The sequence below is a fragment of the Aquabacter cavernae genome, from assembly GCF_003993795.1.
GTDB classification, from domain to species: domain Bacteria; phylum Pseudomonadota; class Alphaproteobacteria; order Rhizobiales; family Xanthobacteraceae; genus Aquabacter; species Aquabacter cavernae.
Genome location: NZ_RWKV01000016.1, coordinates 290,064 through 312,211, shown reverse-complemented (window position 1 = coordinate 312,211; position 22,148 = coordinate 290,064). Strand labels below are relative to the sequence as shown.

22 protein-coding genes are annotated in these 22,148 nt (G+C 68.3%); 10 read left to right on the top strand and 12 right to left on the bottom strand.

From position 1 onward, the window contains the following. Positions 1 to 188 precede the first annotated feature (188 nt). Genes EJJ38_RS17210 through cynS form a run of 4 tightly spaced genes read left to right on the top strand, consistent with a single transcriptional unit; the run spans position 189 to position 3,840 of the window. A complete protein-coding gene (locus tag EJJ38_RS17210) occupies positions 189 to 1,550 on the top strand; it encodes a CmpA/NrtA family ABC transporter substrate-binding protein (RefSeq protein WP_127091469.1) in 1,362 nt (453 codons plus the stop codon). A 3-nt stretch (positions 1,551 to 1,553) separates the two neighbouring features. Then, entirely contained in the window at positions 1,554 to 2,408 is an 855-nt protein-coding gene (gene ntrB / locus EJJ38_RS17205) for a nitrate ABC transporter permease (RefSeq protein WP_127091467.1), read from the top strand. Between the two features lie 5 nt (positions 2,409 to 2,413). After that, positions 2,414 to 3,304, top strand: coding sequence for an ABC transporter ATP-binding protein (locus EJJ38_RS17200; protein ID WP_127091466.1), 891 nt, complete (start codon positions 2,414 to 2,416; stop codon positions 3,302 to 3,304). A gap of 53 nt (positions 3,305 to 3,357) precedes the next feature. Beyond that, on the top strand, positions 3,358 to 3,840 hold the full coding sequence (gene cynS, locus EJJ38_RS17195; protein WP_127091464.1) for a cyanase: 483 nt from the start codon (positions 3,358 to 3,360) through the stop codon (positions 3,838 to 3,840). Positions 3,841 to 4,052: 212 nt separating this feature from the next. Here the strand turns inward: cynS and EJJ38_RS17190 are convergent, their stop codons facing one another. The 4 genes from EJJ38_RS17190 to EJJ38_RS17175 all read right to left on the bottom strand — a co-directional run bounded on the left by EJJ38_RS17190 (position 4,053) and on the right by EJJ38_RS17175 (position 8,794). After that, entirely contained in the window at positions 4,053 to 5,084 is a 1,032-nt protein-coding gene (locus EJJ38_RS17190) for an esterase-like activity of phytase family protein (RefSeq protein WP_127091462.1), read from the bottom strand. A 7-nt stretch (positions 5,085 to 5,091) separates the two neighbouring features. Beyond that, positions 5,092 to 6,990 (bottom strand): cobaltochelatase subunit CobT, encoded by a 1,899-nt coding sequence (cobT, locus tag EJJ38_RS17185; RefSeq protein WP_127091460.1) that lies wholly within the window; start codon positions 6,988 to 6,990, stop codon positions 5,092 to 5,094. A gap of 111 nt (positions 6,991 to 7,101) precedes the next feature. Further along, the gene (gene cobS, locus EJJ38_RS17180) at positions 7,102 to 8,085 is read right to left on the bottom strand and encodes a cobaltochelatase subunit CobS (protein ID WP_127091458.1); all 984 of its coding nucleotides are present in this window, start codon (positions 8,083 to 8,085) and stop codon (positions 7,102 to 7,104) included. Positions 8,086 to 8,206: 121 nt separating this feature from the next. Further along, complete coding sequence (locus EJJ38_RS17175) at positions 8,207 to 8,794, bottom strand: J domain-containing protein (RefSeq protein WP_127091456.1); 588 nt, start codon at positions 8,792 to 8,794, stop codon at positions 8,207 to 8,209. Between the two features lie 226 nt (positions 8,795 to 9,020). Here EJJ38_RS17175 and EJJ38_RS17170 point away from each other — a divergent pair, with 226 nt between their 5' ends. The 3 genes from EJJ38_RS17170 to EJJ38_RS17160 are packed head-to-tail and all read left to right on the top strand — an operon-like array spanning position 9,021 to position 10,392. After that, entirely contained in the window at positions 9,021 to 9,302 is a 282-nt protein-coding gene (locus EJJ38_RS17170) for a BolA family protein (RefSeq protein ID WP_127091454.1), read from the top strand. Further along, positions 9,299 to 10,009 (top strand): 7-cyano-7-deazaguanine synthase QueC, encoded by a 711-nt coding sequence (queC, locus tag EJJ38_RS17165; protein ID WP_127091452.1) that lies wholly within the window; start codon positions 9,299 to 9,301, stop codon positions 10,007 to 10,009. Before EJJ38_RS17170 ends, queC begins: the two co-directional genes overlap by 4 nt. 38 nt (positions 10,010 to 10,047) lie before the next feature. Then, positions 10,048 to 10,392: a lysozyme inhibitor LprI family protein gene (locus EJJ38_RS17160; protein ID WP_127091450.1), complete on the top strand. Its 345-nt coding sequence runs from the start codon at positions 10,048 to 10,050 to the stop codon at positions 10,390 to 10,392. A 5-nt stretch (positions 10,393 to 10,397) separates the two neighbouring features. Here EJJ38_RS17160 and EJJ38_RS17155 read toward each other — a convergent pair whose 3' ends face one another. Continuing rightward, a complete protein-coding gene (locus EJJ38_RS17155; RefSeq protein WP_127091448.1) occupies positions 10,398 to 10,925 on the bottom strand; it encodes a GNAT family N-acetyltransferase in 528 nt (175 codons plus the stop codon). Positions 10,926 to 11,110: 185 nt separating this feature from the next. Next, entirely contained in the window at positions 11,111 to 11,893 is a 783-nt protein-coding gene (locus EJJ38_RS17150; RefSeq protein ID WP_127091447.1) for a Bax inhibitor-1/YccA family protein, read from the bottom strand. 190 nt (positions 11,894 to 12,083) lie between these two features. Here EJJ38_RS17150 and EJJ38_RS17145 point away from each other — a divergent pair, with 190 nt between their 5' ends. After that, positions 12,084 to 12,917, top strand: coding sequence for a hypothetical protein (locus EJJ38_RS17145; protein WP_127091445.1), 834 nt, complete (start codon positions 12,084 to 12,086; stop codon positions 12,915 to 12,917). Here the strand turns inward: EJJ38_RS17145 and EJJ38_RS17140 are convergent. Beyond that, on the bottom strand, positions 12,911 to 13,564 hold the full coding sequence (locus tag EJJ38_RS17140) for an arylesterase (RefSeq protein WP_127091443.1): 654 nt from the start codon (positions 13,562 to 13,564) through the stop codon (positions 12,911 to 12,913). The two genes, EJJ38_RS17145 and EJJ38_RS17140, sit on opposite strands and share 7 nt — an antisense overlap. Positions 13,565 to 13,646: 82 nt before the next feature. Here EJJ38_RS17140 and EJJ38_RS17135 point away from each other — a divergent pair, with 82 nt between their 5' ends. Beyond that, the gene (locus EJJ38_RS17135; protein ID WP_127091441.1) at positions 13,647 to 14,357 is read left to right on the top strand and encodes an ABC transporter ATP-binding protein; all 711 of its coding nucleotides are present in this window, start codon (positions 13,647 to 13,649) and stop codon (positions 14,355 to 14,357) included. Beyond that, on the top strand, positions 14,354 to 16,894 hold the full coding sequence (locus tag EJJ38_RS17130) for an ABC transporter permease (protein ID WP_127091439.1): 2,541 nt from the start codon (positions 14,354 to 14,356) through the stop codon (positions 16,892 to 16,894). Before EJJ38_RS17135 ends, EJJ38_RS17130 begins: the two co-directional genes overlap by 4 nt. A 31-nt stretch (positions 16,895 to 16,925) precedes the next feature. Here the strand turns inward: EJJ38_RS17130 and EJJ38_RS17125 are convergent, their stop codons facing one another. From EJJ38_RS17125 to EJJ38_RS17105, 5 genes are all read right to left on the bottom strand, one after another. Then, entirely contained in the window at positions 16,926 to 17,351 is a 426-nt protein-coding gene (locus EJJ38_RS17125) for a LapA family protein (protein ID WP_127091437.1), read from the bottom strand. A gap of 72 nt (positions 17,352 to 17,423) precedes the next feature. Beyond that, positions 17,424 to 18,419 carry a KpsF/GutQ family sugar-phosphate isomerase gene (locus EJJ38_RS17120; protein WP_205666202.1) on the bottom strand — a complete coding sequence of 332 codons (996 nt, stop codon included), beginning with the start codon at positions 18,417 to 18,419 and terminating at the stop codon, positions 17,424 to 17,426. Between the two features lie 240 nt (positions 18,420 to 18,659). Next, positions 18,660 to 19,877 (bottom strand): SAM-dependent methyltransferase, encoded by a 1,218-nt coding sequence (locus EJJ38_RS17115; protein WP_127091435.1) that lies wholly within the window; start codon positions 19,875 to 19,877, stop codon positions 18,660 to 18,662. Continuing rightward, positions 19,867 to 20,667: a DUF1365 domain-containing protein gene (locus EJJ38_RS17110; RefSeq protein WP_127091433.1), complete on the bottom strand. Its 801-nt coding sequence runs from the start codon at positions 20,665 to 20,667 to the stop codon at positions 19,867 to 19,869. Before EJJ38_RS17110 ends, EJJ38_RS17115 begins: the two co-directional genes overlap by 11 nt. Then, on the bottom strand, positions 20,667 to 22,061 hold the full coding sequence (locus tag EJJ38_RS17105) for an NAD(P)/FAD-dependent oxidoreductase (protein WP_127091431.1): 1,395 nt from the start codon (positions 22,059 to 22,061) through the stop codon (positions 20,667 to 20,669). Before EJJ38_RS17105 ends, EJJ38_RS17110 begins: the two co-directional genes overlap by 1 nt. Between the last annotated feature and the right edge of the window lie 87 nt (positions 22,062 to 22,148).

The window sequence follows — 22,148 nt, the reverse complement described above, 5'->3', positions numbered from 1 at the left end:
AGGTCACGAAAAATCGTAACGCGATCCCGAAAAATCGTAAATCACGAAATTTCGTGAATTGGCCCACTTTCCGATTTTCCAGCACTGGCGCGGGACAGCGCGGTCGGGGCGGCGTGGCACACCTCTTGCGTTGGGTAAGGCGACCTTCCCGAGTGCCCCGCAGGGGCCCACCATAAGCGAGGCGATAGATGGCGAGCTTCGACACATTCCGGCGCGGTTCCGGCATCTCTTCGGGCTGCTCGTGCGGCGAGCATGCCTCCCAAAGCGAGCACGACTTCGCCTGCAAGGTGACGGGCAGCGAGGACGAGCGCTATTCCAGCTTCGTCGAGACGGCGGTCATGCGCGCGGTGTTCCCGCACACCCCCACCCGCCGCGCCTTCCTGAAGACGGTGGGCTCCGCCACGGCGCTCGCCGCCGTGTCCCAGTTCCTGCCGCTGGGCAGCGTCACCGACGCCTTTGCCCAAGGGTCCGGCGCGCTGGAGAAGAAGGACCTGAAGGTCGGCTTCATCCCGATCACCTGCGCCACCCCCATCATCATGGCCCATCCGCTCGGCTTCTATTCCAAGCAGGGCCTGAATGTGGACGTGGTGAAGACCGCCGGCTGGGCGGTGATCCGCGACAAGACCATCAACAAGGAATACGACGCCTCCCACATGCTCTCGCCCATGCCCATCGCCATCTCGATGGGCCTCGGATCGACCCCGATCCCCTTCTCGGTGCCGGCCATCGAGAACATCAACGGGCAGGCCATCACCCTGGCCATGAAGCACAAGGACCGGCGCAATCCCAAGGACTGGAAGGGGATGAAGTTCGCCATTCCCTTCGACTATTCCATGCACAATTACCTGCTGCGCTACTATCTCGCGCAGAACGGCCTGGATCCCGACACGGACGTTCAGCTGCGCTCCGTGCCCCCGCCGGAAATGGTCGCCAACCTGCGCGCCGAGAATATCGACGGCTTCCTCGCCCCCGACAATATCGCCCAGCGCGCCGTCTATGACGGGGTGGGCTTCATCGACATCCTCTCCAAGGAGATCTGGGACGGCCATCCCTGCTGCTCGTTCACGGCCAGCAAGGAATTCGTCACCGCCAATCCCAACACCTATGCGGCCCTGCTGCGCGCCATCATCGATGCCAGCGCCTATGCCCAGAAGCCGGAGAACCGCAAGCAGATCGCGGAAGTCATCGCCCCCGCAAACTATCTGAACGCGCCGGTCACGGTGCTCGACCAGGTGCTCACGGGCACCTATGCGGACGGCCTCGGCAACATCAAGAAGGACCCGAACCGCGTCGCCTTCGAGCCCTTCCCCTACGATTCCTTCGCCATCTGGATCCTCACCCAGATGAAGCGCTGGGGACAGGTGAAGGGCGATGTGGACTATGCCGGCATCGCCAAGCAGGTGTTCCTCGCCACCGAGTGCGCGAAGGTGATGCAGGACATGGGGATGACCCCGCCCGCGCCCACCAAGACCATCGTGGTGATGGGCAAGCCGTTCGATCCGTCCAAGCCCGAAGCCTATGTGGACAGCTTCGCCATCAAGCGGACCTGACCCATGGCCACCAGTCTCAACCTCCGCGCCGCCTTGGTGTCCTTCCTGCTGCTGGCGGCCTTCCTGCTGGTCTGGCAGGGCGCCACGGCGGGGTTCGGCGGTACGTCCGGCGGGCTTCCCGCCGGAATGGACCCCGAATATGCCAAGCTGATGGGCCTCACCGCCACCACCGGCAAGTCGGCCATGCCGAGCCCGCTGGATGTGGGCGGCGCGCTCATGAAGATGCTGTCCGATCCCTTCTACGACAAGGGGCCGAACGACAAGGGCATCGGCATCCAGCTGGCCTATTCGCTGGGCCGGGTGCTGCTGGGCTATGCCATCGCGGTGCTGGTGGCGGTGCCGCTGGGCTTCCTCATCGGCATGTCCGCCCTCATGAGCCGGGCGCTCGATCCCTTCATCCAGGTGCTGAAACCCATCTCGCCTTTGGCCTGGATGCCGCTCGCCCTCTACACCATCAAGGATTCCGGCATCTCGGCCATCTTCGTCATCTTCATCTGCTCGGTCTGGCCGATGCTGCTGAATACGGCGTTCGGCGTGGCGAGCGTGCGCAAGGAATGGCTGAATGTCGCCCGCACCCTGGAAGTGGGGCCGCTGAAGCGCGCCTTCACGGTGATCCTGCCGGCGGCGGCGCCCACCATCCTCACCGGCATGCGCATCTCCATCGGCATCGCCTGGCTGGTGATCGTGGCGGCGGAGATGCTCGTGGGGGGTACCGGCATCGGCTACTTCGTCTGGAACGAGTGGAACAACCTGTCCATCACCAACGTGATCATCGCGATCCTCATCATCGGGGTCACGGGCATGGTGCTGGACCAGATCCTCGCGGCCGTCGCCCGGCTCGTGACCTTCCCGGAATGAGCGCGATGACTGACTCCCGCTATGTCTCCATCGAGGGCATCGCCCGCCGCTACACGGCCGCGGGCGGGCGCACCACCACGGTGTTCGAGGACCTCTGGTTCTCCATGAACAAGGGCGACTTCGCCTGCATCATCGGCCATTCCGGCTGCGGCAAGACCACGGTGCTCAACATCCTGGCGGGCCTCGACGCGCCGGATACGGGCGCCGCCATCATGGACGGACAGGCCATCGCGGGGCCGTCTTTGGAGCGGGCCGTGATCTTCCAGGGCCACGCGCTGCTGCCCTGGCGCACGGTGCTGGGCAATGTGACCTATGCGGTCTCCTCCCGCCATCGCCGCTGGAGCGCGCAGAAGGTGCGCGACCATGCCATGCGCTTTATCGAGCTGGTGGGGCTGAAGGGGGCGGAGAACAAGCGCCCCTCCGAGCTTTCCGGCGGCATGAAGCAGCGCGTGGGCATCGCCCGGGCGCTCTCCATCGAGCCGAAGATGCTGCTCATGGACGAGCCCTTCTCGGCGTTGGACGCGCTGACGCGCGGCACGCTCCAGGACGAGGTGCGCCGCATCTGCCTGGAGACCGGACAGACCGTGTTCATGATCACCCACGACGTGGACGAGGCCATCTATCTGGCCGATCGCATCGTGCTCATGACCAACGGCCCGCAGGCGGTGGTGGCCGAGATCGTGGACAACCCGCTGCCCCGCGACCGGCGGCGGCTGGACATCCACAAGCAGCCCGACTTCTACGCCGTCCGCAACCACCTCATCGACTTCCTGGTGGAACGCTCCAAGACCTTCAAGAGCGCGCTTCCCCCCGGCTACGACCATCGCCATCCGCCCGTGGTGCGTCCCACCACCGGGCTGAGCACGCCGCCCGACGGCGACATGCGGGCGGCCTGAGGCCGCACCGAAACCCCACATCCCCCGACCAAGGCCCCCAAAGGAGAGACGCCATGAAGCGCGCCGACCTCACCGAGAAGATCCTCGACATCAAGCGTAAGAACGGCTGGACCTGGAAGTACATCACCGGCGAGATCGGCGGCATGTCGCCGGTGCTGGTGGTGGGCGCGCTGCTCGGCCAGATGAAGCTGGTAAAGCCCCTCGCCAAGGCGGCCGCCGAGCTGTTCGGCCTCTCCGAGGAAGAGGAGCGCATGCTGAACGAGGTGCCCTATCGCGGCATGCCCATGCCCCCCACGGACCCGCTCATCTACCGCTTCTATGAAATGGTGATGGTGAACGGCCCGGCCTGGAAGGCGATCATCGAGGAAGAGTTCGGCGACGGCATCATGTCCGCCATCGACTTCGACATCGACATTTCCCGCCAGGAGAACCCGAAGGGCGACCGCGTGAAGATGACCTTCACCGGCAAGTTCCTGCCCTACAAATATTACGGCGCCGAGCAGGGCACGCCGGAATACGGCTTCAAGGAAGCCTGAGAACGGCGGGGGTGCCTCCCGGCTCGTTCCCCCTCCCTAACCCTCCCCCCGGCTTCCCCCTCCCTAACCCTCCCCCGCAAGCGGGAGAGGGGACCTGTTGCGCGGGATGGAGACGGGCGTGCGCCTTCCGCCCTCAGACGGGAAAGCCCTCTCCCGCTTGCGGGGGAGGGTTGGGAGGGGGCCGGCTGAACGTGCACCACTGGGTCCGCGCCCTACTTCTCCACCAGCGCGAAACGCAGCAGAATTGTCCGCTGGAGGGGGCTGAAATTGTCGTCGGAGACGATGGTGAACAGGGTTTCCCCCTTGGCGTTCACCGTCGCCGACAGGCCCTCCATATTGTCGATCTCGAAGCCCATGTCGGCGGTCAGCAGGATCTCCCCGTCCAGCACCGCGCCGGGCTTCACCTGCGCCAGCGAGAAGCGGCGCAGCTGCATGGCGACGCCCGCCGTGGGCGTGAAGCTGCGCTCCAGCAGATAGAGGTCGCCCTTCGGCCCCAGCGCCGCGTCGGTGGCGCTGAAGGAACCGCTCTTGCGCACCGTGAAGCTGCCGGGCGTGGGGCCGGAAATGATGAAGCCGGGCAGGTCGTCATCGGCCGTGGCCCCCTGCTCGCCGATGGCGATGAGCGCGCCCGTCATGGGCGGGCCCGGCACATAGACCAGGGCCTCCAGGCCGAGATTCTTCCGCAGCGTCTTCACGCCGGGCGGCACGGGCACCGGCACGCCGGTCTTGCCCAGGGGATCAGGCCCCGGATAGGACCACAATTCGTTGATGTCCTCGAAGGTCACGTAGACCGCGTCGGGCGCCACCGCCAGCGCCTCGGCATCGCCCCGGCCGCGCGTCGCCTGGACGCGGCCCTTCTCGTCCAGCATGGCCGCCGCCATCACGTCCGACAGGCCCACGGGCCGGTCGCCGTCGGTGACGAGATTGCCCTTCAGGAACAGGCCGGCATCGGTGAGCGCCAGGAAGCCCTTGCCGTCCGGCGCCAGCACGAAGCCGGATATGCCGCCGAAGCCCGGAAAGTCGGAGGTGAGGCGCATGCCGCCGCGAAATTCCAGGCGGCCGAAGCGGGTGTCCTGGGATTGCGGGCGGAAGGTGGCGATGGGGCTCGCCGTCACCTCGATCGCCATGGGCTCGACCGGCAGCGCGCCGGGCTTGGCGAAGGCGCGCAGGCCCCCGAACACGAGCCCGGCCACCAGGAGGCCGGAGGCCGCGAGCGTCAGCGTCTTGCGGCGGGAGAGGATCATCGCGCCCTCAATGCATCCGCTTGCGGGAGGGCGCGCGGGGCGCCACCGTGGTCTCGGCGAACAGCTCCGCCAGCTTCTCGGTCATGACCCCGCCCAGCTCCTCCGCATCCACGATGGTCACGGCGCGCCGGTAATAGCGGGTCACGTCATGGCCGATGCCGATGGCGATCAGCTCCACCGGGGAACGGGTCTCGATCTCGGAGATGATGTGGCGCAGGTGCCGCTCCAGATAATTGCCGGCATTCACCGAGAGGGTGGAATCGTCCACCGGCGCGCCGTCGGAGATCATCATCAATATCTTGCGCGCCTCGGGGCGGCCCAGCAGGCGCTTGTGCGCCCAGTCCAGGGCCTCGCCGTCGATATTCTCCTTCAGCAGGCCCTCGCGCATCATCAGGCCCAGATTGCGCCGGGACCGCCGCCAGGGGGAATCGGCCGCCTTGTAGATGATGTGCCGGAGATCGTTGAGGCGGCCGGGATTGACCGGCTTGCCGCCCGCCAGCCACGCCTCGCGCGACTGCCCGCCCTTCCAGGCGCGCGTCGTGAAGCCCAGCACCTCCACCTTCACGCCGCAGCGTTCCAGCGTGCGGGCGAGGATGTCCGCGCAGGTGGCCGCCACCGTGATGGGGCGCCCGCGCATGGAGCCGGAATTGTCGATGAGCAGCGTCACCACCGTGTCGCGGAACTGGGTGTCGCGCTCGCGCTTGAAGGAGAGGGCGGCGGTGGGGTCGGTCACCACGCGGGAGAGGCGCGCGGGGTCGAGCACGCCCTCTTCCAGGTCGAACTCCCAGGCCCGGTTCTGCTGCGCCAGCAGGCGCCGCTGCAGGCGGTTGGCGAGCCGCGCCACCACGCCCTGGAGGTTGGAGAGCTGCTTGTCCAGATAGGTGCGCAGCCGGGTCAGTTCCTCGGCGTCGCACAGATCCTCGGCGCGCACCTCCTCGTCGAACTTGGGGGTGAAGGCGTGATATTCCGGGCCGTTCCTGTCGCCGCCGGGCGGCGTGCGGGGCTGCCAGGGCTCGGACGCCTCGTCGGCGTCGCCCATCTCGGATTCGTCCGGCATCTCGGCGGGCGGGCCCGCCTCGCTCTCCACCGCGCTTTCGGGAAGCTGGTCGTCGGACAGCTCCGCCTCAACCTCGGTGGCGCCCTGCTGGCTCTCTTCCTCGCGGGTGTCGCCGTCCTCGCCCGCCTGGTCGTCGCGCCCGTCCGTCTTGTCGTCCTGCTCCGCGTCATCGTCGCTTTCCAGCGCCGAATCCTCGCCCATCTCCAGGGAGGAGAGCAGGTCGCGGGTGATCTGGCTGAACGCCTTCTGGTCCTCGATGCTGTCGGCGAGGCGCGCGAGATCGTCCTCGGCGCGGCTCTCGATGAAGTCGCGCCACAGTTCCACGATCTTGCGGGCGTCGGGCGGCGGCGGCTGGCCGGTCAGGCGCTCGCGCACCAGCAGCGCCACGGCATCCTCGATGGGCGCGTCGGCGCGGTCGGTGATGTCCGCATAGGGGCCGCGATGATATTTGTCGGCCAGCATGGCGGAGAGGTTGCGCTTCACCCCCTCCATGCGGTTTCCGCCCAGAGCTTCCACGCGCGCCTGCTCGGCCGCGTCGAACACGGCGCGGGCCACATCCCCGGTGGGGGCCATGCGGCGATGCACGCCGTTGTCGTGGCAGGCGAGGCGCAGCGCCAGCGAATCCGCATGTCCGCGCAGCACCGCCGCGTCATGGGCGCTGAGCCGGCGCGGCGGCTCGGGCAGGCGCACCCGGTCCGGGCCGAGGCTGGGGCGCTCGGCGGCGAAGGCCACCTCGAACTCGGCCACCCCGGCAATGGCCTTGAAACAGCTCGCCACCGCCCGCTTGAACGGCTCGACGGGGGCTTCCTTCGGGGTGGTCTTCACGACCTTATTGGACGGGGGCGCCATATCTACACCGCTGTTCCGGCTGCACCGTTGGTCTGGGGCTGCCTGCGGGGCGCCGCCCATGAGCGGGCGCCCCCATGCCTGTGATCGGCCTTCCGAAGAAGGCCGCCGCGCTCAGGTGAGCGCGACGTTCACGGAGCTTTCGGCCAGTTCCTGCCCGAAGCAGCGCTGGTAGAATTCCGCCACCAGAGCGCGCTCCAGCTCGTCGCACTTGTTGAGGAAGGTGACGCGCAGGGCGAAGCCGAGATCCTTGAAGATGTCGGCATTCTCCGCCCAGGTGATGACCGTGCGCGGGCTCATCACCGTGGAAAGGTCGCCATTGATGAAGGCGTTCCGGGTGAGGTCCGCGAGGCGCACCATGCGGTTCACGGTGTCCTTGCCCTCGGGCGTGCGATAGTGCTTCGCCTTGGACAGGATGATGTCCACTTCCTTGTCGTGGGCGAGGTAATTGAGCGTGGTGACGATGGACCAGCGGTCCATCTGTCCCTGGTTGATCTGCTGCGTGCCGTGATAGAGGCCGGTCGTGTCGCCCAGGCCCACCGTGTTGGCGGTGGAGAACAGGCGGAAGGCCGGATGGGGGCGGATCACCCGGTTCTGGTCCAGAAGGGTAAGGCGGCCCGACACTTCCAGCACGCGCTGGATCACGAACATCACGTCGGGGCGGCCGGCATCATATTCGTCGAACACCAGCGCCACGTTGTTCTGCAGCGCCCAGGGCAGGATGCCGTCGCGGAACTCGGTCACCTGCTTGCCGTCGCGCACCACGATGGCGTCCTTGCCGATCAGGTCGATACGGCTGATGTGGCTGTCGAGATTGATGCGCACGCACGGCCAGTTCAGGCGCGCGGCCACCTGCTCCACATGGGTGGACTTGCCGGTGCCGTGATAGCCGGTGACCATGACGCGGCGGTTATGGGCGAAGCCCGCGAGGATGGCGAGCGTGGTCGGCCGGTCGAACAGATAGTCGGGATCGAGATCCGGCACATGGGGATCGGTCTTCGAGAAGGCCGGAACTTCCATGTCGATATCGATGCCGAACACCTGGCGCACCGACACCTTCATGTCCGGGGTCGGGGCAATGGTCTCCGTGCCGCTCATAAAACCTCCGTTTGCGCACGTTGGCGCGCGTCTCGTCTTCACATGTGGGGCGGCACCTTAAAGGTTTTCCGCTTGGGCAAAAACTCATGCGGGCGCGCGAGATGTCGCGCCGGGGTGGGGTTCAGCAGAACCCCGCCTGCTTGAGGATGTTATAGGCCTGGATGACGTTCTTCAGCCGCTCCTCGGAGGTGCGGTCGCCGCCATTGGTGTCGGGGTGGTGCTTCTTCGCCAGTTCCTTGAAGCGCGTCTTGATCTCCTCCGCCGAGGCGGACAGCTCCAGGCCCATGAGTTCCAGCGCCCGCCGTTCCGTGGTGCGGATGGTGCGGCTTTCCTCGCGCGGCGCCTCGAAGGGCTGGTCGCCCATCTCCTGGCCGAAGCCGAACGGGTCGCGATAGGCGCTGTTCGCGTTCGCCTCGCCCCGCTGGCCCATCTTCCAGGTGGGGCGATGACCGGTCAGCGCGTCCTTCTGGTAGGCATAGACCGCATCATCGGTCATGCCCTGGAAGTAGTTGTAGGACTGGTTGTATTCGCGCACATGGTCGAGGCAGTAGAAGAAGTATTCCCCTTCCGCCCGCCGCCCCTTGGGCGCCCGGTGGGTCCCGTCGCGCGCGCAGCCCGGCCACTGGCAGGCCGGGCAGGTCCGCTGCTTCAGGCGGTCCTCCGTCGGCTTGACGCGGATGCGATCGAAAAGGGGGGAGTCGAATTTCATGGTCGCGATTATGAGGTCGATGCCGCGGCGCGGCAACACGGAGCCGTGTACCGATTCCGCGTGCTGAGCACGGTGGAAAAGCTGCGGTGGAGTGAAGGGCCCGCCAAAGCGAGCTGTCGGGGACATATATAATCGTCCCGGCGCGCGATGCCAGCCGCTTGCGTCTCCTCTTGCGCCTTCTCTCCTCCATTGACGCGGGCGGCGGCCCGGCGCTACCGGTAAGGCCATGTCCGATCCTGATCTCGACCGCATCCGCACGGCCCTCGCCGGAGGGCTGAACCCGCTCGTGCTGGAGCTGGAGAATGAAAGCGCGCTGCATGCCGGGCATGCGGGCGCCTCGTCCCGGCCGGACGGGGGCATCACCCATCTGCGGGTGCGCGCGGTGTCGGCGGCCTTCGCCGGCAAGAGCCGGGTGGAGCGTCACCGCATCGTGAACGCGTTTCTGGCCGGGGAGATCGCGCAGGGCCTGCATGCGCTCGCCATCGAGGCGAAGGCGCCGGGCGAATGAGCGAGAGCGGCGAGGGCGGCGCGCTGGTCCTGTTCTCCGGAGGGCAGGATTCCGCCACCTGCCTCGCCTGGGCGCTGGACCGCTTCGACCGCGTGGAGACGGTGGGCTTCGATTACGGCCAGCGCCACCGGGTGGAGCTGGAGCGGCGCGGCGACGTGGCCCACGGGCTCACCCGCATCAGCGGTGCCTGGGCCCGGCGGCTGAAGGACGACCACACCATCTCGCTCGCCGCCTTGAGCAAGGTGTCCGAGACCGCGCTCACCCGGAACGTGGCCATCGAGATGGAGGAGGGCGGGCTGCCCAACACCTTCGTGCCGGGCCGCAACATCATCTTCCTCACCTTCGCCGCCGCGCTCGCTTATCGGCGGGGGCTGAAGCACATCGTCGGCGGCATGTGCGAGACGGATTATTCCGGCTATCCCGACTGCCGGGACGACACCATCAAGGCGCTCCAGGTGGCGCTGAACCTGGGCATGGAGCGCCGCTTCGTGCTGCACACGCCCCTCATGTGGCTGGACAAGGCGCAGACCTGGGACATGGCGGAAGACCTGGGCGGCACGGGGCTGGTGGACCTCGTCGTGGAAGAGACCCACACCTGCTATCTGGGCGAACGCGGCCGCCGCCACGATTGGGGCTATGGCTGCGGCACCTGCCCGGCCTGCAAGCTGCGGGCGGACGGCTTCGCGCGCTATCGGGCGCGCAAGTGAGACGCGAGCAAGTGAGACGCGAGCAGGGGAGCGGCGCGATGATGCGGGTGCTGACGGCGGGTCTGTTCGTGCTGCTGGCGTCCGTCGCGGGCGCGCAGGCGGCGAGCTTCGACTGCAATGCGGCGCGCGCGCCGGACGAAAAAGCGGTGTGCGCCTCCATGGCGCTCAGCGATCTCGATGTGAAGATGGCCACCCTTTACGAGGTGGCGGGCCATCTGGTCGCCATGGGCCAGCGCGGCATGCTGCAGGACGAGCAGCGCGATTTCTTGAAGACGCGCACCGCCTGCGGGGCGAATGCCGCTTGCCTCTCCTCGGCCTATGAGGCGCGCATCAAGACCATCAACGGCGTGCTGCAATCCATCTATTCCCGCGGGCCGTTCTAGGCCGCTCACGCCCCGCCGGGTGTCCGGTCCCCTTCGCCGAGATCGCGCTGCATGAGCACGGTGTCGAGCCAGCGGCCGAACTTGAAGCCGGTGGCCTTCAGCACGCCCACGTCATAGAAGCCGCAGGCGCGGTGCAGGGCGATGGAGCCGACATTGTCGCTGCCGCCGATCACCGCTACCATCTGCCGGAACCCGCCCGCCTCGCACTGGATAATCAGCGCATCCATGAGCGCGCGCCCGACGCCGCGCTTGTGGGCGGCGGGGGCCACATAGACCGAATTCTCCACCGTGAAGCGATAGGCGATGCGCGGGCGGAAGGCGCTGGCATAGGCGTAGCCCAGCAGCGGCCCGCCTTCGGCCTCGCGGGCGGTGATGTAGGGATAGCCCCCGTCCAGGATCGCCCGGTAGCGGCGCAGCATCTCCTCTTCGGAGGGCGCTTCCAGCTCGAAGGAGGCGGTGCCGGTGCGCACGGCCTCGTCATAGATGGCCGTGATGGCCGGAATGTCGTCGGGGGTGGCGGGGCGGATCAGCATGGCCTCGCTTTAGACCAGCGCGGGGGCGCCTGGAAGGCCCCTCGAAGACCTTGGAAGGCCCCAAAAGAAAAGGCCCCGGCGGATGCCGGGGCCTCGTTGGTTCAGACCTTGTACCATCGGCCTCGGTCTGTGACCGATGCCGAGTGGGTCAGCTCAAGCGCCGCTCGGGCGTGAGCCGGTGGGGCTCAGTTGCTGTTCCGGTTTCCGAAGAGCTGCAGCAGCATCATGAACAGGTTGATGAAGTCCAGATAGAGCGTCAGCGCGCCCATGATGGCCTTCTTGCCCATGACGGCGCTGTCGTCGCCCTCGAAATACATCTCCTTGATGCGCTGCGTGTCGTAGGCGGTGAGGCCCGCGAACACCAGCACGCCCACCACGGACACGATGAACTGCAGCATCGAGGAGCCGAGGAAGACGTTCACCAGCGAGGCGATGATGATGCCGAACAGGCCCATCATCAGGAACGAGCCCATGCCGGACAGGTCCCGCTTCGTGGTGTAGCCCCACAGGCTCAGCGCGCCGAAGGAGGCGGCCGTGATGAAGAACACGCGGCCGATGCTCTCATGGCTGTAGACGAGGAAGATCGTCGACAGCGAGATGCCCACCAGCGCGGCATAGACCCAGAAGGTCAGCTGCGCGGCGCCCACGCTCATGTTCTGGATGCGGAAGCTCAGGAAGAACACCGCGGCCAGAGGCGCGAGCATCACCACCCACTTGAGCGGGCTCACGAACATGGTGTAGCCGAACTGCGTCAGGTACTGCCCGCCGCCGATGGCATATTCCGTGGGCGTCGCGCTGATCGACAGCATGAAGACGCCAAGCGCGGCGAGGCCCGTAATGGCCAGGCCCAGCGCCATGTAATTGTAGACGCTGAGCATGTACGACCGCAGACCTTGATCGATCGCGGCCTGTGAGCGCGTCGCCGTCGAGCCCCAGCGGGCGGCGGCGTTGCGATCATAGTCGGACATCGTCTCTCTCCATTCCCCCGAGCGGCCTGGGTAGAGTCCCGTCCAGTCTCGGTTCCGCACAATATGGGGATTTCCGCGAGAACGGGCAAGGCGAATGCGATGAAATTTCCGTAAGGTCATGTGTTCCGGCGAGGCTGGACGCGCGCGGTTCGGCATGTTCAGGTTGTGCCCGTCAGGGCAGGTTTGTGAGATGGGGCGGGTTGTCGGGGCGGGCGGCTGCATGCTGCGCGTCGTGCTGGGTCTGTGCGTCGCCGCTCCCGCTTTCGCCGGCGCGTGGACGCAGAAGGAATTCGACGGCTCCGCCTTCTTCCAGACCACCGCCACATGGTCCTCCAAGGCGTTCGACGGCAACGGGTCGCTGTTCGACAGCCGGACCTACGACAAGGTCAGCACCCAGCTGTTCCTCGAATATGGCGCCACCGACTGGCTGACCTTGCTGGCCGCGCCCGAACTCCTGCAGATCCAGATGGGGGCAGGCACGCCCGGCGCCCTCGATGCCGCTCCGGCCCGCTATGCCGGCTTCGGCTATACCGATCTCGGGGCGCGGGTGCGCCTTGCCCATGGCGAAGGCTGGGTGGTCTCGGCCCAAGGCGTGCTGCGCATTCCCGGCGCCAGGCCGTCCGAGGGGATCGCCGCCCTCGGCTATGCGGACGGCGAGATCGACCTGCGGCTCATGGCGGGCCTGTCCTTCGTCCTGTTCGGGCTGCCCGCCTTCGTGGACCTGGAGGCGGCCCAGCGCCTGCGGGAGGGCGCGCCGCCGGACGAGTTCCGCCTCGACGCCACGCTCGGCCTGCGGGTGGCGCCCCAATGGCTGCTGCTCGCCCAGTCCTTCAACGTGGTCTCGGAAGGGGCGGGGCAGGGGCCCGTCTTCGATGTCTCCTACGCCTATTACAAGCTGCAGATGGGCGGCATGTATGACGCCACCGCGCACCTGTCCTTCATGCTGGCGGGCGTGACCACATGGTACGCCCGCAACGCCATCCAGGAGACCGGCATCGTCGGCGCGGTTCTCATTCGCTACTGAGCGGCGGGCGCCTTCGCCTTGCGGGCCTGCGCGTCGCGCACCAGCGCTTCCGCCGAGGGGAGGATGGCGGCGACGATGCGGTCCACGCCCTCGGCGGTGGGGTGGATGCCGTCCTTCTGGTTGAGCACCCGGTCGCCCGCCACGCCCTCCAGGAAGAAGGGATAGAGCGGCACCTCGAACTTGGCGGCGAGGTCCGGATAGATGGCGTCGAAGCTGCGGCGATAGTCCGCCCCGAGATTGGGCGCCGCGCGCATGCCCGTGAGCAGCACGGGGATGTGCCGCGCCTTCAGCCGGGTCAGGATCTCCGTGAGGTTGCCGCGCGCAATGTCCGGGGAGAGGCCGCGCAGCATGTCGTTGGCGCCCAGTTCCACGATCACCGCGTCGGTATGCTGCGGCACGCTCCAGTCCAGCCGGGCGAGGCCCGCGCCGGTGGTGTCGCCGGAGACGCCGGCATTCACGATGGTGACGTCATAGCCCTTGGCCTTCAGGGCGGCTTCCAGCTTCGCCGCGAAGCTGTCCGCCCGCGACAGGCCGAGGCCCGCCGTCAGGCTGTCGCCCAGCGCAACCACCTTGAGCGGGGCGGCCTGGACGGCAGATGACAGGATCGTGACCACTGTGAGGGCAAGGACCAGGGCTTTGCAGCACATGCGGGCCGCCCCATATGGCACCAATGCCGTAATTTCGGCGGCGCAATATCGAAGCCCGTCCCCCATCCGAGTGCCCCACCGCATGAATGTCCTCACCGTTCCGCCCGTCATCTCTCTCTCCGACGTGGACCTGTCCCTCGGCGCCGGCGCGGCGCGGGTGCATGTGCTCAAGTCCCTGTCTCTATCCATCGCTTCTGGCGAAACAGTGGGGCTCATCGGGCCGTCGGGTTCGGGCAAGTCCACGCTCCTCATGGTGATGGCGGGCCTGGAACGGGCCGACCGGGGCTCGGTGAAGGTGGCCGGGGCGGAATTGTCCGGGCTCAACGAGGATGCGCTGGCGCGCTTCCGTGGTGCCCATGTGGGGATCGTCTTCCAATCCTTCCACCTCATCCCCACCATGACCGCCATCGAGAATGTGGCGGTGCCCCTGGAACTGGCGGGGCGGCCGGACGCCTTTGCCCGCGCGGCGGCGGAACTGGAGGCCGTGGGCCTCGGCGCCCGCATGCGGCACTATCCGTCCCAATTGTCCGGCGGCGAGCAGCAGCGCGTGGCGGTGGCCCGCGCCCTGGCCCCCCAGCCCGACATTCTGGTGGCGGACGAGCCCACGGGCAATCTGGACGAGGCCACGGGCCGTCACATCATGGATCTCCTGTTCGACGCCCACCGGGCGCGGGGCACCACCCTCGTTCTCGTTACCCATGATCCCGTGCTGGCGGCGCGCTGCGGGCGCGTGGTGCGGCTGCGCTCCGGCCTCATCGAGGCCGACGAAGCCCGGGCGACGCTCCTCTCATGAGCGCTACCCTGCCTCCCTCCATCCGCTTCGCCCTGCGCGAGCTGCGCGGCGCCCGTCGCGGCTTCTTCGTCTTCCTCGCCTGCCTCGCTTTGGGCGTCATGGCCATTTCGGGTGTCGGCTCCTTCGCGCGTGCCCTCACGGAGGGCCTCGCGCGGGAAGGGCGTTCCATTCTCGGCGGGGATGCGGCCTTCGCCCTCATCCAGCGCGAGGCGACGCCGCAGGAGCAGGAGGCCCTGGCCGGCGGCGGCGAGGTGGCGCGCGTCGCCACCCTGCGGGCCATGGCGCGCGCGCCCTCGGGCGATGCCACCCTGGTGGAGCTGAAGGCGGTGGAGCCGGGCACCTATCCCCTGGTGGGCGCGCTGGAAACGGCGCCGCCCGCTCCGCTCGCCGATTTGCTGGGCCAGCGGGACGGCGCCTATGGGGCGCTGGGCGACGAGACCTTTCTCGCCCGCCTGAACGTGAAGGTGGGCGACCGCATCCAGGTGGGCGATGCCACTTTGGTGCTGCGCGGCGTGATCGCCTCCGAGCCGGACCGTCTGTCCGCCGGCGTCGGCTTCGGTCCGCGCCTCATGGTGGGGCTGGATGCGCTGCCCCAGACCGGCCTCATCCAGCCGGGCAGCCTCGTGCGCTGGATCTACCGCGTGAAGCTCACGGACGGCAGCGACACCGCCCTTGCGGCCTTCGTGGACAAGGTGCGCGCGGAGGCGCCGGGCGCGGGCTTCGAGGTGCGCACCCGCGACGGGGCCTCGCCCCAGCTTGAGCGCAATGTGCGGCGCATCGCGCAATATCTGACCCTGGTGGGCCTCACGGCCCTGCTGGTGGGCGGCGTGGGCGTCGCCAATGCGGTGTCCAGCCATCTGGCCGCCAAGCGCGAGACCATCGCCACCCTGAAGGCGCTGGGGGCGCGGCGCGGAACCATTTTCGGCACCTATCTGGTGCAGGTGGCGCTGCTGGCGGCGCTGGGCATCGGCGCCGGGCTGGTGCTGGGCGCGGCGCTGCCCTTCCTCGTGGCCTGGGTGGCGGGGCACCTCATTCCCTTCCCGCTCTCGCCCGAGCTTAGTCCCTTCTCCTTGGCCATGGCGGCGCTCTATGGCGCGCTGGTGACCCTGGCCTTCACCCTCTGGCCCCTGGCGCAGGCGCAGGAGGCGCCGGTCTCCCGCCTGTTCCGGGATGCGCTGGGCGAGGGACGGCGGCGCCCGCCGCTCCTCTATCTCGGCCTGTGCGCGCTGGCGGTGGCCGGGCTCGGGGCGCTCGCCATCGTCACCGCCGAGGACAAGCGGGCGGCCGCCATCTTCCTCGCGGCGGCGGCGGGCGTGTTCATCCTGCTGCGCGGCGTGGCGCTGCTGCTCATGGCCATCGCCCGGCGGCTGCCCCGCCCGCGCGCCACCATGGCGCGGCTCGCCTTGGCCAACGTCCACCGGCCCGGCGCCCTGACGCCTACCGTGGTGCTCTCGCTTGGCCTCGGCCTGTCGCTGCTCACCGCCATCGCGCTCATCGACCGCAGCCTCACCGACGAGATCGGCGGCTCCCTGGCGGAGCGGGCGCCCAGCTTCTTCTTCGTGGACGTGCCGAGCGCCGACGAGGCAGACTTCTCCGCCTTCCTGGCGGAGCGCGCGCCGGGCGCGCGCTACCAGTCCGTGCCCATGCTGCGCGGGCGCATCGTCGATCTCAACGGCACGCCCGTGGAACAGGCCAAGCCCTCGGCCGAGGCGGCCTGGGTGCTGCAGAGCGACCGGGGCATTTCCTTCGCGAAGGACGTGCCCGAAGGATCCACCTTGGTGGAAGGAGACTGGTGGGCCCCCGACGAGACCCGCTCCCTCGTGTCCTTCGAGAAGAAGCTGGCCGAGGGGCTGGGCCTGAAGATCGGCGACACGGTGACGGTGAACGTGCTCGGCCGCGAGATGACCGCCCGCATCGCCAATCTGCGCGAGGTGACCTGGGAGCGGCTGGGCATCAATTTCGTCATGGTGTTCTCGCCCGCCACCTTCGCGGGCGCCCCCCACACCGCGCTCGCCACTCTCACCTATCCCGACGGGGGCGACCCGGCGGCGGAGGTGGACCTGCTGAAAGCCATGGCCGCCACCTATCCCGCCGTCACCACCATCCGCGTGAAGGAAGCTTTGGAGCAGGCCAACAAGATCGTCGCCGACCTCGCCTTGGGCATCCGCATCGCCAGCCTCGTCACCCTCGCCACCTCCATCCTGGTTCTGGCGGGCGCGCTGGCGGCGGGGCATCAGCACCGGGTCTATGACGCAGTCATCCTCAAGACGCTGGGCGCCACGCGCCCGCGCCTGGTGGGGGCCTATGGCCTGGAATATGCGGGCCTCGGCCTCGCCACGGCGGTGTTCGCCATCGGCGCGGGCACCATCGCGGCCTATGTGGTGGTGACGCGGGTGATGAATATCGGCTTCACCTTCTCCCCGCTGGCGGCCTTCGGGGCGGTGGCGGTGGCGCTCGCCTTCACGCTGGGCTTCGGCCTGCTGGGCACCTGGCGCGCACTGAGCGTCCCCCCGGTGCGGGTGCTCAGGCATTTGTGACGCGGTAACCCCGGAACCTGCGAGCTGCGGATCAGCCGCCGCTTCGGCGGTGGATGATCAGTTCGTCGATCTCCAGCCGGCGGATCCGCGCCCGGCCGATGGCGAGCCGCCCGATGGCCAGGGCGCCGACGGCGATGGCGCCCACCGCGAACGCGCCGAGCACGAGGCTGCCCACCGCCGTGGTCCCCACGGCCGCCGCCCCCACGGCGCCTGCGGGGACCTTGGCGGACTTTTTGAGCTTGGCGAGCTTGGCTTTTTTCGCGGCGGGGCGGGAGGTCGGCCCGGCGTCGGCCGGATCCGCGAGCACCGCGGGAGCGCTGACGGAAGGGCCTGCCGGAGCGGCCTTCTGGCTCGCGCGGCTACGGGCGCCTTGCGTGCCCGGCGTGGTTGCGCGTGGCTTTGAGGCGCGTGGTTTGCGCGCGGGTGGCTGCGGGGGCTTGGAATCGGATGATGCCATTCCGTCCTCCATCACTGCCGCGCGGATGCGCGTTATTCCCTCCCGTGCGGGTCGCGCGGGAGGGTTGGTCTCTCAGCCCGCCACGCCGGCGCGGACGCAGTCGTGGAGGCGCAGGAGGCCCTGGAGGCGGCCGCGCTCGTCTTCCACCACGAGGCAGGTGATGCGCTGGGAGCTCATGGTGGCCAAGGCGTCGCCCGCCAGCATGTCGGGGCTGATGGCCATGGGCTTGCCGAGAATGATGTCCCCGGCCTGGGCACGCCACAGGCGGTTGATGTTCCGCCGCATGTCGCCGTCGGTGATGATGCCGACCACTTCGCCGTTGTCCATCACCAGCGCCACGCCGAACCCCTTGGAGGACATGGTGATGACCACTTCCTGCATGGGGGTGTCGGGCTTCACCAAAGGCAGCATGTCGCCATGGTGCATGAGGTCGCGGGCGCGCAGCAGGCGGGCGCCCAGCTTGCCGCCGGGATGGTAGCGGCGGAAGTCGGCGGCGGTGGTGCCCAAGAGGCTGGTGAGGCCCACCGCCAGAGCGTCGCCGATGGCGAGCATGAGGGTGGTGGAGGTGGTGGGGGCGAGGCCGTTGGGGCACACTTCCTTCACCGCGCCATAAGCCAGCGTCACCTGGGCGCGGCGGCCCAGCGTGCTCTCGCGCGAGCGCGTGATGGCCACCATGGGCACGTCATGGGCTTCGCAATAGCTGATGAGGTCGGACAGTTCGGCGGTCTCGCCGGAATTGGAGAGCAGCAGAACCGCGCTGTTGCGGCCCACGAGGCCGAGATCGCCGTGGCTGGCTTCCGCCGCGTGCAGGAACACGGCCGGGCGGCCGATGGAGAGGAAGGTGGCGGCGATCTTGCGGGCGATGTGGCCGGACTTGCCGATGCCGGCGACCACCACCGGGTCGCTCGCATCCTGCATGATGCGCAGCGCGTCCAGGAATTCCTGTCCCATGGCCGCCGCATAGGTGGTCATGGCATTGGCTTCCTCGCGCATCGCCTCGCGGCAGAGGTCGAGGAGTTCGCTGGAGGCCTGGTCCGTCGCGTCGCCCGGAGGGGTGGAAACTGTCATACGCCGTCTCGAATGGGGGCCTCCCGCCCCCGCGCGGGCGATGAAGGCTGTAGCTCGCCAGGATATACGAACCCGGCCGCACCGCAAAACCCCGCGAAAGGACGTAGCTTCAGCTTGGAACGGATCGACATTCGGATCGATGGGCGGCTTCAGCTTCCGAGGGTCGTCATGGCCGGGACAAACCCGGCCATGACGTGACGCCTTAAAAGGCCCTCCCCATCGCCAAACTGCCCATCTATCTCAGCCTTTGAGCGTGTAGAGGCCCACATTGATGGCGCCGCAGCGGAAGCCCGCCTCGCAATACGCGAGGTAATAGTCCCAGATGCGCCGGAAGGTGCGGTCGAAGCCCATCTGCTCCAGGGCCTCGGTCTGGTCGAGGAAGCGGCGGCGCCAGTCCGCCAGGGTGCGGGCATAGCTCTGCCCGAAGGTCTCGCTGGCGGCGGGGACGAGCCCGGCCTTTTCCGCCTCGCGGGCGATGATGGTGGGCGTCAGCAGCATGCCGCCCGGGAAGATGTAGCGCTGGATGAAGTCGGCGCTGCGGCGATAGCTCTCGAACCGCTCCTCGGCGATGGTGATGACCTGTAGCACCGCGAGGCCGCCCGGATTCAGGCGCTCCCGCAGCGCCTGGAAATAACGCGGCCAATAGCGCTCACCCACCGCTTCCAGCATCTCGATGGAGACGATGCGGTCGAAGCTGCCGCCCGTGTCCCGGTAATCCTCCAGGCGGAAGGCCATGCTGCCGCGCTGCGGGGCGGGCAGGGCCGCCGCATGGGCCAGTTGCTCATGGGACAAGGTGAGCCCGGTCACATGGGCGCCGCGCCCGGCGAGATGGGTGGCGAGCGCCCCCCAGCCCGCGCCGATCTCCAGCACGCTTTCGCCCCCGCGCAGGTTCAGAAGCTCGCCCACGCGGGTGATCTTGGCCTGCTGGGCCTCCTCCAGGCTCATGTCCGGCCGGGCATAGAGCGCGGACGAATAGCTCATGCTGGCATCCAGCCAGAGCCGGTAGAAGGCGTTGCCGAGGTCGTAATGGAAGGTGATGTTGCGCCGGCTGCCCGCCTTGGAATTCATCCGAAGCCCGTGCCGCAGGCGGTTCCACAGCCGGGCGGGCGCCGAGCCCGCCACCAGCCGCTCCAGATGGAGGGCGTTCACGGCGCCGAACTCCAGCACGGCGGGCAGATCGGGCGTGGACCAGTCGCCGGCCGCGAAGGCTTCGGCAAAGCCGATATCGCCGCCCGTCACCAGCCGCCGCACGGCGCGCCAGCGATGCACCTGCACATGAGCGGTGGGGCCGGGCAGGGGGCCCTTATGGTCCAGCCGGGTTCCATCGGGAAAGATCACCTGAACCTGGCCGCAGGGCAGCGGCGACAGGAGACGGCGCAGGGCCGTGGCGGCGATGCGGGGAAGGCCTGTCCGGTGGAGGAGCGAGGCCGGGTGGGGCGACGAACGCTCAATAGACATGGCGCGGCGGTCCTTGCGGGGGCGCAACGGTCACCGGGTCGGCCGGGGGAAGGGGCTTTCGGTAAAGCGGCATGCCCTTCACCCAGATCTTCACGGCTTCCCAATAAATACCCGCGACGACTTTCAGCGTCACCATGGGGAATGACAGGAATGCGCGCGCCAGCGCGCCGTCCGAAATGACCCGGCGCTCGGCCGAATGCACGGCGGTGAGCACCGCGCCCCGCTCGTCGCTGACCGTGATGGAGAGGAGATAGCGCTCGCCGGGCGGCTTGAGGCGGAAGCCATAGGTAAAGCCCATGCCCAGGAAGGGCGAGACGAAGAAGCGCTTGGGCGCGCTCTGGCGCACCGGCGCGTCGCCTTCCACCTCCGCGCGCATGAGATAGGAATGGCGCTCCCCGAACGTGTTGCTCACCTCATAGAGGGTCGCCACCAGCGCGCCGCCGCGGTCGTGGCAGAAATAGATGCTGAGCGGATTGAAGGTGAAGCCGAGCATGCGCGGCATGCACAGGAGCAGGATGGGCCCGCCGTCCGGCGTGATCCCGGCATCGCGCATATGGGCTTCCACCTGCCCCTTCAGGTCATGCCCCGTGCCGTCGCCATGGTCGCGGTCATGGAAGGCGAAGAGGTTGAAGCGGTTGTGGGAGAACAGGCGCAGCCGGGCGGAAAGCGCGTCCGCCGCGTCGAGATCGATGAGCAGGGACAGCACGCGATAGGCGAGCCGGTGGGGCCGGGGCCGCACCCGGCGGTGCATCACATGGCCCGCATAGAGGCAGGAACTGGGGGTCTTCATCAGACGACGGCCTCCTGTGCCGCGGCCACTGCCTCAACATCACGAGGTGTCGCGACGTCGCGAGGTGTCGCGACGGGAATGCCGATGGTGATGCGGTCGGATTCTCCCGGCACCGACCAGGGGCGGCGCACCCCGCCCAGCGCTTCCGCCACGGCGAGCCCCGCCTGGAGACCGTCCTCGTGGAAGCCCGCGCCGAAATAGGCACCGCAGAACCAGACGCCGCCATTCCCCTGGAGCGACCAGAGGCGGCGTTGCGCATCGAGCGCGGCGAGGTTGAACACCGGGTGCTCATAGGTGTCCGTGCGCAGCACCTTTTCGGGACGCACCGGGCGGGCCGGATTGAGGGTGACGAAGAGCGGGCGGGCCGCATCGAGGCCCTGGAGCGCGTTCATCCAATAGGTCACGCACAGGCGCCGGTCCGCGCCCCGCCCTTCGGACAGGTAGTTCCAGCCCGCCCAGGCGCTCCGGCGGCGCGGCATCAGCCCGGCATCCCCATGGAGCACGGCGGTGTTGCTTGTATAGGCGAAGGCGCCCAGGAGGGCGGTCTCGTCTGCCGTGGGATGGTCGAGCAGGCGCAGCGCCTGGTCCGCATGGGTCGCCAGCACCACATGGTCGAACCAGCGCGCCTCGCCCCCCCTGGTGCCCACCGCCACGCGCCCGTCCAGCCTCTGGACGAACGTGACGGGATCGCCCGTGGAGAGGGTGGCGGATGTCGCCGCCAGGAGGCGCCGCACATAGGCGCGGCTGCCCCCGTCCACCGTGCGCCAGAGCGGGCGGTCGCGCAATTGCAGCAGGCCGTGATTGGTGAAGAAGCGGATGAAGGCGTCCGCCGGATACTCGCCCACGTGCGCGGAGGGCGTGGACCAGATGGCGGCGGCCATGGGGAAGAGATGGTCGTCGCGGAACGCCGCACCGTAGCGCCCGGCATCGAGATATTGCGCCAGCGTCAGTCCCGCGCAGGTGGCGGCATCGCGGGGGGCCTCGCGATAGAAGCGCAGGAGGTCGCGCAGCATGGCGTAGAAGCGGGGATTGGCGAGATTGCGCTTCTGGGCGAACAGGCCCCGCACGCCGTGGCCGGAATATTCCAGCCGTCCCCCCTCGGCGGAGACCGCGAAGGACATGTCGGCCATCTTGGTGGGCACGTCGAGATGCGCGAACAGGGCGGTCAAATTGGGATAGGCGGCCTCGTTATAGACGATGAAGCCGGTATCCACCGGCACCCCGTCCGCCTCCACCGTGTGGCTGTGGCCGCCCAGGCGCGCATCGCCCTCATAGAGGGTGACTTCGTGGCGCTTGGAGAGGAGCCAGGCGGCGGAGAGCCCGGAAATGCCGCTGCCGATGACCGCGATGCGCAACGGGGCGTCGGACCCGATCCGTCCGGGAGTGATGTTCATCTGCCACCTTTGCGCGTCGGTCGAGGCCGCTGTACGGATTGGGACTTACGTCGCTATCCTGCCGGCGGATCACACGATGATCCGAAC

Coding starts and splice junctions, on each gene's coding strand:
- EJJ38_RS17175 (WP_127091456.1), bottom strand. CDS start 8,794: ATGAAATTCGACTCCCCCCTTTTCGATCGCATCCGCGTCAAGCCGACG.
- EJJ38_RS17155 (WP_127091448.1), bottom strand. CDS start 10,925: ATGCTGATCCGCCCCGCCACCCCCGACGACATTCCGGCCATCACGGCC.
- EJJ38_RS17210 (WP_127091469.1), top strand. CDS start 189: ATGGCGAGCTTCGACACATTCCGGCGCGGTTCCGGCATCTCTTCGGGC.
- EJJ38_RS17190 (WP_127091462.1), bottom strand. CDS start 5,084: ATGATCCTCTCCCGCCGCAAGACGCTGACGCTCGCGGCCTCCGGCCTC.
- EJJ38_RS17135 (WP_127091441.1), top strand. CDS start 13,647: ATGAATGTCCTCACCGTTCCGCCCGTCATCTCTCTCTCCGACGTGGAC.
- queC (WP_127091452.1), top strand. CDS start 9,299: ATGAGCGAGAGCGGCGAGGGCGGCGCGCTGGTCCTGTTCTCCGGAGGG.
- EJJ38_RS17150 (WP_127091447.1), bottom strand. CDS start 11,893: ATGTCCGACTATGATCGCAACGCCGCCGCCCGCTGGGGCTCGACGGCG.
- EJJ38_RS17110 (WP_127091433.1), bottom strand. CDS start 20,667: ATGAAGACCCCCAGTTCCTGCCTCTATGCGGGCCATGTGATGCACCGC.
- EJJ38_RS17115 (WP_127091435.1), bottom strand. CDS start 19,877: ATGTCTATTGAGCGTTCGTCGCCCCACCCGGCCTCGCTCCTCCACCGG.
- EJJ38_RS17130 (WP_127091439.1), top strand. CDS start 14,354: ATGAGCGCTACCCTGCCTCCCTCCATCCGCTTCGCCCTGCGCGAGCTG.
- cobS (WP_127091458.1), bottom strand. CDS start 8,085: ATGAGCGGCACGGAGACCATTGCCCCGACCCCGGACATGAAGGTGTCG.
- EJJ38_RS17200 (WP_127091466.1), top strand. CDS start 2,414: ATGACTGACTCCCGCTATGTCTCCATCGAGGGCATCGCCCGCCGCTAC.
- EJJ38_RS17160 (WP_127091450.1), top strand. CDS start 10,048: ATGATGCGGGTGCTGACGGCGGGTCTGTTCGTGCTGCTGGCGTCCGTC.
- EJJ38_RS17145 (WP_127091445.1), top strand. CDS start 12,084: ATGGGGCGGGTTGTCGGGGCGGGCGGCTGCATGCTGCGCGTCGTGCTG.
- EJJ38_RS17105 (WP_127091431.1), bottom strand. CDS start 22,061: ATGAACATCACTCCCGGACGGATCGGGTCCGACGCCCCGTTGCGCATC.
- cynS (WP_127091464.1), top strand. CDS start 3,358: ATGAAGCGCGCCGACCTCACCGAGAAGATCCTCGACATCAAGCGTAAG.
- EJJ38_RS17125 (WP_127091437.1), bottom strand. CDS start 17,351: ATGGCATCATCCGATTCCAAGCCCCCGCAGCCACCCGCGCGCAAACCA.
- cobT (WP_127091460.1), bottom strand. CDS start 6,990: ATGGCGCCCCCGTCCAATAAGGTCGTGAAGACCACCCCGAAGGAAGCC.
- ntrB (WP_127091467.1), top strand. CDS start 1,554: ATGGCCACCAGTCTCAACCTCCGCGCCGCCTTGGTGTCCTTCCTGCTG.
- EJJ38_RS17140 (WP_127091443.1), bottom strand. CDS start 13,564: ATGTGCTGCAAAGCCCTGGTCCTTGCCCTCACAGTGGTCACGATCCTG.
- EJJ38_RS17170 (WP_127091454.1), top strand. CDS start 9,021: ATGTCCGATCCTGATCTCGACCGCATCCGCACGGCCCTCGCCGGAGGG.
- EJJ38_RS17120 (WP_205666202.1), bottom strand. CDS start 18,419: ATGACAGTTTCCACCCCTCCGGGCGACGCGACGGACCAGGCCTCCAGC.